10 protein-coding genes are annotated in these 12,557 nt (G+C 71.2%); 9 read left to right on the top strand and 1 reads right to left on the bottom strand.

What is annotated here, in order from left to right:
• Window positions 1-1,249 precede the first annotated feature (1,249 nt).
• Genes JMV16_RS11950 through JMV16_RS11940 form a run of 3 tightly spaced genes read left to right on the top strand, consistent with a single transcriptional unit; the run spans window position 1,250 to window position 6,492 of the window.
• Window positions 1,250-2,398: an efflux RND transporter periplasmic adaptor subunit gene (locus tag JMV16_RS11950; RefSeq protein WP_236580480.1), complete on the top strand. Its 1,149-nt coding sequence runs from the start codon at window positions 1,250-1,252 to the stop codon at window positions 2,396-2,398.
• Between the two features lie 21 nt (window positions 2,399-2,419).
• A complete protein-coding gene (locus tag JMV16_RS11945; RefSeq protein WP_201494501.1) occupies window positions 2,420-5,521 on the top strand; it encodes an efflux RND transporter permease subunit in 3,102 nt (1,033 codons plus the stop codon).
• A complete protein-coding gene (locus tag JMV16_RS11940; RefSeq protein WP_201494500.1) occupies window positions 5,518-6,492 on the top strand; it encodes an alpha/beta hydrolase family protein in 975 nt (324 codons plus the stop codon). Before JMV16_RS11945 ends, JMV16_RS11940 begins: the two co-directional genes overlap by 4 nt.
• A 7-nt stretch (window positions 6,493-6,499) precedes the next feature.
• Here the strand turns inward: JMV16_RS11940 and JMV16_RS11935 are convergent, their stop codons facing one another.
• Window positions 6,500-8,014, bottom strand: a complete 1,515-nt coding sequence (locus JMV16_RS11935; protein WP_201494499.1) for a cryptochrome/photolyase family protein — start codon at window positions 8,012-8,014, stop codon at window positions 6,500-6,502.
• Between the two features lie 35 nt (window positions 8,015-8,049).
• Here JMV16_RS11935 and JMV16_RS11930 point away from each other — a divergent pair, with 35 nt between their 5' ends.
• The 6 genes from JMV16_RS11930 to JMV16_RS11905 are packed head-to-tail and all read left to right on the top strand — an operon-like array spanning window position 8,050 to window position 12,557.
• Window positions 8,050-8,631, top strand: a complete 582-nt coding sequence (locus JMV16_RS11930) for a YqgE/AlgH family protein (RefSeq protein WP_201494498.1) — start codon at window positions 8,050-8,052, stop codon at window positions 8,629-8,631.
• Window positions 8,624-9,058: a Holliday junction resolvase RuvX gene (ruvX, locus tag JMV16_RS11925; RefSeq protein ID WP_201494497.1), complete on the top strand. Its 435-nt coding sequence runs from the start codon at window positions 8,624-8,626 to the stop codon at window positions 9,056-9,058. The genes JMV16_RS11930 and ruvX overlap by 8 nt, the downstream gene beginning before the upstream one ends.
• The gene (gene pyrR / locus JMV16_RS11920) at window positions 9,045-9,554 is read left to right on the top strand and encodes a bifunctional pyr operon transcriptional regulator/uracil phosphoribosyltransferase PyrR (RefSeq protein ID WP_201494496.1); all 510 of its coding nucleotides are present in this window, start codon (window positions 9,045-9,047) and stop codon (window positions 9,552-9,554) included. Before ruvX ends, pyrR begins: the two co-directional genes overlap by 14 nt.
• A complete protein-coding gene (locus tag JMV16_RS11915; RefSeq protein ID WP_201494495.1) occupies window positions 9,554-10,516 on the top strand; it encodes an aspartate carbamoyltransferase catalytic subunit in 963 nt (320 codons plus the stop codon). Before pyrR ends, JMV16_RS11915 begins: the two co-directional genes overlap by 1 nt.
• Window positions 10,513-11,826 carry a dihydroorotase gene (locus tag JMV16_RS11910; protein ID WP_201494494.1) on the top strand — a complete coding sequence of 438 codons (1,314 nt, stop codon included), beginning with the start codon at window positions 10,513-10,515 and terminating at the stop codon, window positions 11,824-11,826. The genes JMV16_RS11915 and JMV16_RS11910 overlap by 4 nt, the downstream gene beginning before the upstream one ends.
• Window positions 11,826-12,557 carry a lysophospholipid acyltransferase family protein gene (locus tag JMV16_RS11905; protein WP_201494493.1) on the top strand — a complete coding sequence of 244 codons (732 nt, stop codon included), beginning with the start codon at window positions 11,826-11,828 and terminating at the stop codon, window positions 12,555-12,557. The genes JMV16_RS11910 and JMV16_RS11905 overlap by 1 nt, the downstream gene beginning before the upstream one ends.

Below are 12,557 nucleotides of genomic sequence, written 5' to 3'. Positions count from 1 at the left end.
CCTGGTTTTGTGCCTGTAGTCAACGCCCACACACACCGTGACGTGCAGTTGTTTGTTTTGTTTGTCAAGGAGAAGACGGGAAAAGAGGTCGTTTAACGTGACTTGAGTTAAGACGTGTGCTCTTCCGATCTCGCGCCGAGCTGGGCGGGCCCATTGGCAGCAGTGCCAGCCTGGGCTTGCAGGCGGGCTGGGAGATTGATCTCTTCGGCGCCCTCGCCGCCGGCCGCGACGCGGCGCAGGCGCGGCTGGAAGGTGCGCAGGCCGGCTGGCACGACGCGCAGGTGGCGGTGGCGGCCGAGACCGCTGGCAGCTACACCGCGCTGCGCGCCTGCGAATCGCAGGCCCGGCAGGCCGCCGACGATGCCGCCTCGCGCGCCGAGACCGCCCGCCTGGGCGACCTGAGCGAGCGCGCCGGCTTCACGGCCCCGGCCGATGCCGCCCTGCTGCGCGCCGGCGCCGCCCAGGCGCGCGTGCAGGCGGCGGCCCAGCAGTTGCGCTGCGAACTGCGGGTCGAGGCACTGGCCGAACTGACGGCCCTCGCCGCGCCCGAGCTGCGCCGCCAGCTCGCCCCCGGCACCGCACGGCTGCCTCAGCCGGCGCCACTGGCGGTGGCCGCGCTGCCGGCGGCGCTGCTGGCCCAGCGCCCCGATCTCGTGGCCGCCGCACGCACCGTCACCGCTGCCGCCGGCGACAGCGCCCAGGCTGGCGCGCGCCAGCGGCCGCAGCTCAGCCTGAGCGGATCGATTGCCGGCGTCGGCCTGCACAGCAGCGCGGGCAGCGTCAACGGCACGACCTGGAGCCTAGGGCCTATCACCGTGACCCTGCCCCTCTTCGACGGCGGCGCCCGCGCGGCCACTGCGGCGGCGGCGCGCGCCGGCTACGACGAGGCGGTGGCGCTGTACCAGGCCCAGCTGCGGCGCGCCCTGCGCGAGGTCGAGGCCAGCCTGCTGGCGCTGCAGAGCACGGCGGCGCGCCAGGTCGACACCGAGGCCGCGGCGCGCGACTTCGAGGCCTCGCTGCGCGCCACCGAGGCGCGGCAGAAGGGCGGCCTGGCCAGCCTCTTCGACCTGGAGGCGGCGCGGCGCAATGCGCTGGCAGCCCAGGGCGCCCTGGTCGAGCTGCAGCGCGAGCGCGTCGAGGCCTGGATCGCGCTCTACCGCGCGCTCGGCGGTGGTTTCGACGAGAGCCGCCTCGCCAATCCTGCCGTCCTTTCATCCTCCCTATCTTCCTGACCGTCCAAAGCCTCGCCATGAAAACCCAGATGCCAGGCCTGAAATTCCCCGCGCTGGCCTTGGCCGCGCTGCTGCTTCTGGCCGGCGGCGCCCAGGTCTTCAGCGTGCGCGCAGCCGACGTGCCGGCCCCCGCGGCGGCAGCTTCCGCGGCGGCTGCCAAGCCGGCGCTGACGGTGACGCTGACCCAGCCCCAGCGCGCCGCGCTGGCGCTGACCCTGGCAGCCAACGGCAGCATCGCCGCCTGGCAGGAGGCCCTCATCGGCGCCGAAAGCAATGGCTGGCGGCTGGACCAGGTGCTGGTCAACGTGGGTGACGCGGTTCGGCGCGGCCAGGTGCTGGCCAGCTTCACCGTCGATCTCGCCCAGGCCGAGCTGGCCCAGGGCCGCGCCGCGGTGGCCGAGGCCGAGGCCACGCTGGCCGAGGCGGCGGCCAATGCCCAGCGGGCGCGCGAGCTGCAGGCCAGCGGCGCGCTGTCGGCGCAGCAGATCAACCAATTCCTCACCGCCGAGCGCACGGCGCAGGCACGGCTCGATGCGCTGCGCGCCGCCGCCCAGGTGCAGCAGCTGCGCCTGGCCCAGGCCCGCGTGCTGGCGCCCGACGACGGCGTCATCTCGTCGCGCAGCGCCACCGTCGGCGCCGTGGTGCCGGTCGGCACCGAGCTTTTCCGCCTGATTCGCCGTGGCCGCCTGGAGTGGCGGGCCGAGGTCGCGGCCAGCGAGCTGGCGCAGCTGCGCCCCGGTCAGGCCGTGCGCGTGCTGCCAGCGGGTGGCCCGGCGGTGGCCGGCAAGGTGCGCATGGTGGCACCCACGGTGGACGCGGCCACGCGCAACGGCATCGTCTACGTCGACCTGCCGGCGCCCGGCCAGGCACGCGCCGGGATGTTTGCGCGCGGTGAGTTCGATCTGGGAAGCGCCAGCGCGCTGACGCTGCCGCAGACCGCGGTGCTGCAGCGCGACGGCTTCAGCTATGTCTTCACGTTGGGCCCCGGCAACCAGGTGCGCCAGACCAAGGTGGGCGTCGGCCGCCGCGCCGGCGAGCGCATCGAGATCACCGGCGGCCTCGACCCCGAGGCCCGGGTCGTGGCCAGCGGGGGCGGCTTTCTCGCCGACGGCGACACCGTGCGCGTGGTCGATGCGCCGCCGCCAGTGAAGACGGCGTCACGCTGAGGCAAAGGGACGAGGCCCGCGATGAACGTCTCCGCCTGGTGCATCCGCAACCCGATCCCGTCGGTGATGCTCTTCGTACTGCTCACCGTGCTGGGCCTGATGGGCTTTCGCTCGATGAAGGTGCAGCAGTTCCCCGACATCGACCTGCCCACCATCAACATCACCGCCAGCCTGCCCGGAAGCGCGCCGGCCCAGATGGAGACCGAGGTTGCGCGCAAGCTCGAGAACGCGGTGGCACCGCTGGCTGGGGTGAAGAACATCTATACCAAGGTGCAGGACGGCGTGGCCCTGGTGACGGTGGAATTCCGCCTCGAGAAACCCACGCAGGAGGCGCTGGACGATGTGCGTGCCGCGGTGCAGCGGGTGCGCGCCGACCTGCCGGCGGATCTGCGCGACCCGACCATCGCCAAGCTGGACCTCGCCGGCACGCCCATCCTCACCTACACCGTGGCCTCCAGCCGCATGGACGACGAGGCCCTGTCCTGGTTCGTCGACAACAAGGTCACCAAGGCCATGCTGGCGGTGCGCGGCGTGGGCTCGGTGGCGCGCGTGGGCGGCGTCACGCGCGAGGTGCGCGTCGAGCTTGACCCGGCGCGGCTGCTGGCGCTCAACATCACCGCGGCCGGCCTCTCGCGCCAGCTGCAGGCGGTGCAGCAGGACGCCTCGGGCGGGCGCGCCGATGTCGGCGGCATCGAGCAGAGCGTGCGCACCCTGGCCACCGTGAAGAGCGCGGCCGAGCTGGCTCGGCTGGAGCTGGCGCTGCCGAATGACCCCCAGGGCCGGCGCATCCGCCTCGACCAGGTGGCCACCGTCACCGACACCGTGGCCGAGCGGCGCAGCGGCGCTCTGCTCAACGGCCGGCCGGTGGTCGGCTTCGAGGTCGTGCGCTCGCGCGGCGCCAGCGAGACCGATGTGACCGACGGCGTGCGCGCCGCCATCGAAAAGCTCAAGGCCGAGCACCCCGACATCAGCGTCACCGAGGCCTTCAACTTCGTGGACGCCACGGTGGAGAACTTCCACGGCTCGATGGCGCTGCTGATCGAGGGCGCGCTGCTGGCCGTGGTGGTGGTCTGGCTCTTCCTGCGCGACTGGCGCGCCACCCTGGTGGCGGCCACGGCGCTGCCGCTGTCGGTGCTGCCCACCTTCGCGGTGATGAACTACTTCAGCGGCTTCTCGCTCAACGTCGTCACGCTGCTGAGCATGAGCCTGGTGGTGGGCATCTTGGTCGACGACGCCATCGTCGAGATCGAGAACATCATGCGCCACCTGCGCATGGGCAAGACGCCCTACCAGGCGGCGATGGAGGCGGCCGACGAGATCGGCCTGGCGGTGATTGCCACCACCTTCACGCTGATCGCGGTCTTCCTGCCCACCGCCTTCATGGCCGGTGTTCCCGGCAAGTTCTTCGTGCAGTTCGGCTGGACGGCGGCCATCGCGGTCTTCTTCTCGCTGGTGGTGGCGCGCATGCTGACACCCATGATGGCGGCCTACATCCTCAAGCCGCCCAGGAAGGAACACCACGACCCGCGCTGGATGGCGCCCTACCGCCGCTGGGCCGCCTGGTGCCTGCGCCACCGCATCGTCACGTTGCTGGTGACCGCGGTCTTCTTCGTCGGCAGCTTCGGGCTGGTGGCCGCCCTGCCCACCGGCTTCATTCCGCCCGACGATTTCAGCCAGACCCAGGTCACGCTCACGTTGCCGCCGGGCAGCACCTACGAGCAGACCTTTGCCGCGGCCGAGCAGGCGCGCAGCCTGGTGCAGGGCCATCCGCATGTGAAGATGGTCTACAGCGCCATCGGCGGCGGCGCCACCGGGGTCGACAACTTCACCCCCGGCGGCGGCCTGCCCGATGTGCGCAAGGCCACGCTCACCATCAACATGACGCCGCGCGCCGACCGCCCCGGCATCAAGAAGCAGGCCATCGAGTCGCAGCTGCGCGAGGCGCTGGCGGTGCTGCCGGGGGCGCGCGTCAAGGTCGGCTTCGGCCAGAGCAGCGAGAAATACGTGCTGGTGCTGGCCAGCGAGGACGGCGCCGTGCTGGCCGCCCACGCCACGGTGGTGGAGCGCGAGTTGCGCGGCATCCCTGGCATCGGCGCCGTTACCTCCAGCTCCAGCCTGGTGCGGCCCGAACTGGTGGTGACGCCCGACACGGCGCGCGCCGCCGACCTGGGCGTCACCGCCGCGGCCATCGCCGATACCCTGCGCATTGCCACCGCGGGCGATTTCGACCAGAGCCTGGCCAAGCTCAACCTGAGCCAGCGCCAGATTCCCATCGTCGTGCGCCTGCCCGACGCGGCGCGCGCCGACCTGGCCCTGCTCGAACGCCTGCCGGTGCCGGGCCGGAGCGGCCCGGTGATGCTGGGCAATGTCGCCAGCCTGGCGATCGGCAGCGGGCCGGCCGAGATCGACCGCTACAACCGCCAGCGCAATGTCAATTTCGAGATCGAGCTCAACCAGCAGCCGCTGGGCGAGGTCAAGGACGCGGCCATGGCCCTGCCCAGCCTGAAGAACCTGCCGCCGGGCATCGCCCAGACCGAGATCGGCGATGCCGAGGCCATGGGCGAGCTGTTCGAGAGCTTCGGCCTGGCCATGCTGACCGGCGTGATGTGCATCTACATCGTGCTGGTGCTGCTGTTCAAGGATTTCGTCCAGCCGGTCACCATCCTGGGCGCGCTGGTGCTGTCGATCCCGGGCGCGTTCCTGGCCCTCTTCATTACCCACACGGCGCTGTCCATGCCCAGCATGATCGGCCTCATCATGCTGATGGGCATCGCCACCAAGAACTCCATCCTGCTCGTCGACTACGTCATCCTGGCGCGGCGCGAGCACGGCCTGGCGCGCTTCGAGGCCATCCTCGACGCCTGCCACAAGCGTGCCCGCCCCATCATCATGACGACGCTGGCGATGGCCGCCGGCATGCTGCCCATCGCGCTGGGCCTGGGCACCGACCCCAGCTTTCGCGCACCCATGGCCATCGTCGTCATCGGCGGCCTCATCACCAGCACCTTTTTGAGCCTGCTCGTGATTCCGGTGCTCTTCACCTATGTGGACGACGCCATCAGCCTGCTGCGGCGGCTGCGGCGGCGCAAACCGGCAGTTGAACCGGCGCAGGGGGTGGCATGAGGCCTGGCCTGCCCAGCCGGCGCGACTGCCTGCGGCTGTCGCTGGCAGCCCTGGGTGCCGCTGCGCTGCCGCTGGCGGCCGCCGAGCCGCCGCCGGTCGACACCTGGGACCTGGACTGGACCGACAGCGCGCGCCGGCGCGAGGTGCCGGTGCGGCTGTATCTGCCGCGGGCGGCCCATGCCGGCGCACCGGCGCCGTTGATGGTGTTCTCGCACGGCATCGGCGGCTCGCGGCGCGGCTATATGTGGCTGGGCCAGCACGTCGCGGCCCACGGCGTGGCCAGCCTGCACCTGCAGCATGTGGGCAGCGACCGCCAGATCTGGACCGGCGGCAATCTCTGGGGCGTGGTCGGCCGCTTGCACGACGCGGCGCAAGAGGGCGAGGCGGTGGCGCGGGTGCAGGACTGGCGCTTCGCCGTCGACACTTTGCTGGACAGTGTGTACGCCCCCCGCGTCGACGCGAGCCGCATCGTCGCTGCCGGCCACAGCTATGGCGCTAACACCACGCTGCTGGCCAGCGGCGCCCGCGTGCCACGGCCGGGCGGCGCCATAGCCCTGCACGACGAGCGCGTGCGCGCCGCCATCGTGATCTCGGCGCCGCCCTTCTACGGCGAGGGCGAGCCGCGCAAGATACTTTCCAGCATCGCCGTGCCCAGCCTGCATGTCACCGCCACCGAGGACATCATCCGCATCCCCGGCTACTACAGCGGCGCCGATGATCGCGTCGCCGTCTTCGACGCCACCGGCGGCCCGCGCAAATGGCTGGCCGTCTACGAAGGCGGCTCGCACAGCATGTTCACCGACCGCGGCGGCACCGGGGGCGCCCTGCTCAACCCGCAGGTCAAGGCGGCGACCCAGAGCCTGGTGCTGGCCTTTCTGCAAACCGTGTTCGACGGCGACGAGACAGCCCTGGCGGCCTGGCCGCTGCGGCATGCGGCGCTGCTGGCGCGGTTTTCGGAGGTGCGGGGTTGAGCTGGGCTCAAGCGCCCTTGACCACCGCGTAGCGCTCCAGCGTCTTCGCCCGCGCCTCCGCGTGGTCCACCAGCGGCAGCGGGTAGTCGCGGCCCAGCACCAGGCCCAGCGCCGCCAGGTCCACCGGGCGGGCGGTCCAGGGGGCATGGATCAGCGCCGCCGGCAGGGCCGCCAGCTGGGGCAGGTAGCGGCGGATGAAGCGGCCCTCGGGGTCGAACTTCTCGCTCTGGGTCACCGGGTTGAAGATGCGGAAGTAGGGCTGGGCATCGCAGCCGCAGGAGGCCGCCCACTGCCAGCCGCCGTTGTTGGCGGCAAGGTCGTAGTCGTTGAGATGCAGCGCGAAGAAGGCCTCGCCGCGCCGCCAATCCAGTCCCAAGTCCTTGCACAGAAAGCACGCCACCACCATGCGCAGGCGGTTGTGCATATAGCCGGTCTGGGCCAGCTGCCGCATCGCGGCGTCGACCAGCGGGTAGCCGGTGCGGCCCTCGCACCAGGCGGCGAAGAGGGCGTCGGCCTGCTTGCCGTGCTCCCAGCGTATGCGCTCGTATTCCGGCTTGAAGCTTTCGCCCACCACGCGCGGGTGGTGGGCCAGGATCTGGTGGTAGAAGTCGCGCCAGATCAGCTCCGACAGCCAGACCTCGGCGCCGCGCGAGCCGCCTTCGCGCCGCTGTGCCGCCTCGCGCGCCAGCCGGCGTATCGAGACGGTGCCGAAGCGCAGATGGGTGCTCAGGTAGCTGGGCCCTTTGACGGCGGGATAGTCGCGCGTCTCGTGGTAGCCATCAATGCGCTGCAGGAAGTCATCGAACAGCTCGTGGCCGCCGGCCGGGCCCGTGGGCAGGCGCAGCTGGTGAAGATTGGTGCGCGCAAAGCCCAGGCTTTCGAGCGCCGGCACGCCGCTGGGCAGCGAGGATGAGGGTGCAGGCGCCAGCGCCGCGGCGTGGTGGGCCACCGGATAGGCCTTCAGGTAGAAGGGCACCAGCTTCTTGAGCCAGGCGTTCTTGTAGGGCGTGAAGACCGAGAAGGCGCCGCCGCCCTGGGTGAGCACCTCGCTGCGCTCGAACACCACCACGTCCTTGCTGGTGTGCAGCGCCACGCCTTGCTCTGCCAGCAGGCCGCGCACGCGGGCGTCGCGCGCCAGCGCCGCGGGCTCGTCGTCGTGGTTGGCGTAGACCGCCTGCACGCTTAAGCGCGTCGCCAGCGCCGTGATCTCCTCGTGCGCGCGGCCGTGCCGCACGAGCAGGCTCACGCCCTCGACGCCGTGCGAGGCGGCCAGCGCGCGCAGCTCGGCATCGACGCCGAGCAGGCTGTCGCGGATGAACTCGACGCGGCGGTCGGCCTGGCGGCCGGCGGCGAGCAGCGGATCGAGGATGTCGCGGTCGAAGACGAAGGCGCACCACACCCGGCGCGCCGCGCGCAGCGCGTGGTAGAGCGCCGCGTGGTCGTCGGCCCGCAGGTCGCGGCGCAGCCAGACGAGGGCGCGATCGAGGGGCTTGCCGGCAGGCTTGCTTGGGGTCTTGCTCACGAACGCAAGTGTGGGGGCGGAATAGAATCGCGCCTATGGCATCTGCCTCGCGCATCGACCTGACCAACCAGTTTCTGATCGCCATGCCGGGCATGGTGGACGAGACCTTTGCCGGCACGGTGGTCTATCTCTGCGAGCACAACGAGAAGGGCGCGCTGGGTCTGGTGATCAACAAGCCCATCGACATCAAGCTCAAGAACCTGTTCGAGAAGGTCGAGCTGGCGCTGGACCTTCAGGAGCTGGCCGAGCAGCCGGTCTATTTCGGCGGCCCGGTGCAGACCGAGCGCGGCTTCGTGCTGCACGAGAAGCGTCCGCCCGACCAGGCGGCCTACAACTCCACGCTGTCCATCCCCGGCGGGCTGGAGATGACCACCAGCAAGGACGTGCTCGAGGCCATGGCCGGCGGCACCGGGCCGAGCAAGGTGCTCATCACCCTGGGCTACAGCGGCTGGCAGGCCGGCCAGCTGGAAGACGAGCTGGGCCGCAACGGCTGGCTCACGGTGGACGCCGACCCCAAGGTGATCTTCGACACCCCCATCGAGCAGCGCTACGGCCGCGCGCTGTCGCTGCTGGGCTTCGACCCGCTGATGCTCTCGCAAGAGGCCGGGCATGCCTGAAGGGCAGGGCGGCCGCGCCGCGCCGCAGTCCTTGCTCTCCTTTGATTTCGGCACCCGCCGCGTCGGCGTGGCCACCGGCAACACCCTGCTGCGCCATGCGCAGCCGCTGCAGACCGTGGCCGCCGAGGGCGAGGCGCGCTTTGCCGCCATCGCCAAGCTCGTCAAGGAGTGGCAGCCCGATGCCCTGGTGGTGGGCGTGCCCTTCCACCCTGACGGCGCCGCGCACGAGAACACGCTGCGTGCGCGCCGCTTTGCGCGCCAGCTGCACGGACGCTTCCACCTGCCGGTACACGAGGTCGACGAGCGCTACACCACGGTCGAAGCGCTGGCCGCAGGGGCGCGCGATGCCGACGCCGCCGCCGCGGCCCTGATCCTCGAGCAATTCCTCAACCCCATCGCCCAGGCCCGCGACCATGCTGGAACTTGACGCCGAAGCCCTTTACACAGAACTGCGCGAGGGCGTGCGCCCGCTGTTGCAGCGCGGCGCCGAGCCCTCGGTGCTGGTGGGCGTGTGGTCAGGCGGCGCCTGGCTGGCCGAGCGCCTGCAGCGCGACCTGGGCCTGGCCGGCGCCCACGGCGTCATCTCCAGCACCCTGCACCGCGATGATTTCGGCTCGCGCGGCCTGGCCGCCGGCACTGACCCCACCCAGCTGCCCTTTGCCATCGACGGCCGCAACATCGTGCTGGTCGACGACGTGCTTTACACCGGCCGCACCATACGCGCCGTCGTCAACGAGCTGTTCGACTACGGCCGCCCGGCCAGCGTCTCGCTGGCGGTGCTGGTCGACCGCGGCGGCCGCGAGCTGCCCATCGCCGCCGCCGTGGCCGCCGCGCGCCTGGCCCTGCCGGCCCGGCAACGCCTGTCCCTGGCGCGCGACTTGCATGGCCGATTCACCTTTGCCGTCGAGGAAGAAGCCTGCTGATGCTCTCGCGCCGCAACCCCCAGCTCAACGCCCACGGCGAACTGATCCACCTGCTGTCCATCGAGGGCCTGCCCAAGGCCGTGCTGACGCAGATTCTCGACACCGCCGGTACCTTTCTCAGCGTCAATGACCGCGACGTGAAGAAGGTGCCGCTGCTGCGCGGCAAGAGCGTGTTCAACCTGTTCTTCGAGAACAGCACGCGCACGCGCACCACCTTCGAGATCGCGGCCAAGCGCCTGAGTGCCGACGTCATCAACCTCGACATCGCGCGCAGCAGCACGGCCAAGGGCGAGACGTTGCTGGACACCATCGCCAACCTGTCGGCCATGCACGCCGACATGTTCATCGTGCGCCACGCTGAGAGCGGCGCGCCCTACCTGATCGCCCAGCACGTCGCGCCGCACGTGCACGTCGTCAACGCCGGCGACGGCCGCCACGCCCACCCGACACAGGGCCTGCTCGATCTGTACACCATCCGCCACTTCAAGCGCGATTTCAGCCAGCTCACAGTGGCCATCGTCGGCGACATCGTCAACTCACGCGTGGCGCGCTCGGACATCCACGGCCTCACCACGCTGGGTGTGCCCGAGATCCGCGCCGTCGGCCCCAAGACCCTGGTGCCGGGCGACCTGGCGGGCATGGGCGTGCGTGTCTGCCACGACATGGCCGAGGGCATTCGCGGCGCCGACGTGATCATCATGCTGCGGCTGCAGAACGAGCGCATGAGCGGCGGCGTGCTGCCCAGCGCCGGCGAGTTCTTCATGAAGTTCGGCCTCACGCCCGAGAAGCTGGCGCTGGCCAAGCCCGACGCCATCGTGATGCACCCCGGGCCCATCAACCGCGGCGTCGAGATCGATTCGGCAGTGGCCGACGGCAGCCACAGCGTCATCCTGCCCCAGGTGACCTTCGGCATCGCGGTGCGCATGGCGGTGATGAGCACCATCGCGGGGAACCAGGCATGAAGATACTGATCCGCAACGGCCGCGTCATCGACCCGGCCTCGGGCCGCGACGAGGTGGCCGACATCGCCATCGCTTCGGGCCGCATTGTCAGCATGGGCCGCGCCACCGATTTCCAGGCCGACCGCACGCTGGACGCCAGCGGCCTGGTCGTCGCGCCCGGCCTGGTTGACCTGGCGGCGCGCCTGCGCGAGCCGGGGCGCGAGCACGAGGGCCTGCTCGAAAGCGAGCTGGCGGCGGCGGCAGCCGGTGGCGTCACCAGTCTGGTCTGCCCACCTGACACCGACCCCGTGCTCGACGAGCCGGGCCTGGTGGAGATGCTCAAGTTCCGCGCCCGCAAGCTCAGCCGCTGCCGGCTCTTTCCGCTCGGCGCGCTCACACGCGGCCTGGCCGGCACGGCGCTCACCGAGATGGCCGAGCTCAGCGCCGCCGGCTGCGTGGGCTACGCCCAGGCCGACGTGGCCATCACCGACACCCAGGTGCTGATGCGCGCGCTGCAGTACGCCGGCACCTATGGCTATACCGTGTGGCTGAGGCCGCTGGACGCCTGGCTGGGCAAGGGCGTGGCGGCGGCCGGCGCCGTCGCCACCCGCCTGGGCCTGGCCGGCGTGCCGGTGGTGGCCGAGACGGTGGCGCTGCACACCATCTTTGACCTCGTGCGCGCCACGCGCTCGCGCGTCCACCTGTGCCGCATCTCCAGCGCCGCCGGCGTGGCCCTGCTGCGCGCGGCCAAGGCCGAGGGCCTGCCGGTGACGGCCGATGTCAGCATCAACTCGCTGCACCTCACCGATGTCGACATCGGCTACTTCAATGCCGACATGCGGCTGAATCCGCCGCTGCGCCAGGGCGCCGACCGCGACGCGCTGCGTGCTGCGCTGGCCGACGGCACGATAGACGCCCTCGTCTCCGACCACGACCCGGTGGCCGAGGACATGAAGAATCTGCCCTTCGGCGAGGCCGAGCCCGGCGCCACCGGGTTGGAACTGCTGCTCAGCCTGGCGCTGCGCTGGGGCCAGGACAGCGGAATCGGCCTGCCCGCCACTTTGGCCCGCGTGACTTGCGAGCCGGTGCGTGTGCTGGGCGATGCCATAGGTTCGCTGGCCAACAGCGCCGGCCGCCTGGTCGAAGGTGGCGTGGCGGATGTCTGCATCTTCGATCCCGCGACTGAATGGACGGTGACGCCCGGCGCGCTGGCCAGCCAGGGCAAGCACACGCCCTTCGCCTTCGCCGCCACCGGCATGGCCCTGCCCGGCCGCGTGCGCGCCACCCTGGTGGCCGGCACCCTGGCCTACCAGGCCGCCGCCCTTGCCTGATGCGTGCTGCCCTTGCGCTGTGGCGCCTGCTGCGGGTGTCGCTGCACCTGCTGCACGGCATGGCGGTGATGACGCGCTTTCCGCGCCTGGCCGAAGCGGAGCGCGTTGAGCGCATCCGCTGGTGGTCGGGCAAGGTGCTGCGCCTGCTGGGCCTCGAGGTCGGTATCAGCGGCGCGCCCCACCCGGGGGCGACGCTGCTGGTGGCCAACCATGTCTCATGGCTGGACATTGCCGCCATCCATGCCGCCGCTCCCCATGTGCGCTTCGTCTCCAAGGCCGATGTGCTGCGCTGGCCGCTTCTGGGCTGGCTGATCCGCAACGCCGGCACCCTGTTCATCGAGCGCGAGCGCAAGCGCGACGCGATGCGGGTGGTACACGCGGTGGCGGCGGCGCTGCAGCAGGGCCAGACCATCGGCGTCTTCCCCGAGGGAACGACCGGCGCCGGCGCCGAGCCGCTGCCCTTCCATGCCAACCTGCTGCAGGCCGCGGTGGCCACGGCCACGCCGGTGCAGGCGGCAGTGCTGCGCTTTCACGACCCTCACGCGCGCTTCAGCGAGGCGGTGCATTTCCTCGGCGAGACCACATTGGTGCAAAGCATGTGGCGGGTGGCCTCGGCGCGCGACCTGGGCGTCCGCATCACGCTGCTGCCGGCTGTGGAAAGTGCCGCCACCGATAGGCGCGCCTTGGCCTCACACTTGCATGATCTGATCGCCGCGAGCCTTCGGGACTGA

The sequence above is a fragment of the Rubrivivax sp. A210 genome, assembly GCF_904426505.1.
Taxonomy (GTDB): Bacteria; Pseudomonadota; Gammaproteobacteria; order Burkholderiales; family Burkholderiaceae_C; genus Rubrivivax.
The sequence above is the reverse complement of the archived record's forward strand: the minus strand, read 5'-3'. Positions and strand labels throughout refer to the sequence as shown.

Bases quoted from the DNA above. Each gene is read 5' to 3' on its own strand.
- JMV16_RS11915 (WP_201494495.1), top strand. From the start codon at position 9,554: ATGCTCTCGCGCCGCAACCCCCAGCTCAACGCCCACGGCGAACTGATC.
- ruvX (WP_201494497.1), top strand. From the start codon at position 8,624: ATGCCTGAAGGGCAGGGCGGCCGCGCCGCGCCGCAGTCCTTGCTCTCC.
- JMV16_RS11905 (WP_201494493.1), top strand. From the start codon at position 11,826: ATGCGTGCTGCCCTTGCGCTGTGGCGCCTGCTGCGGGTGTCGCTGCAC.
- JMV16_RS11930 (WP_201494498.1), top strand. From the start codon at position 8,050: ATGGCATCTGCCTCGCGCATCGACCTGACCAACCAGTTTCTGATCGCC.
- JMV16_RS11910 (WP_201494494.1), top strand. From the start codon at position 10,513: ATGAAGATACTGATCCGCAACGGCCGCGTCATCGACCCGGCCTCGGGC.
- JMV16_RS11940 (WP_201494500.1), top strand. From the start codon at position 5,518: ATGAGGCCTGGCCTGCCCAGCCGGCGCGACTGCCTGCGGCTGTCGCTG.
- pyrR (WP_201494496.1), top strand. From the start codon at position 9,045: ATGCTGGAACTTGACGCCGAAGCCCTTTACACAGAACTGCGCGAGGGC.
- JMV16_RS11950 (WP_236580480.1), top strand. From the start codon at position 1,250: ATGAAAACCCAGATGCCAGGCCTGAAATTCCCCGCGCTGGCCTTGGCC.
- JMV16_RS11945 (WP_201494501.1), top strand. From the start codon at position 2,420: ATGAACGTCTCCGCCTGGTGCATCCGCAACCCGATCCCGTCGGTGATG.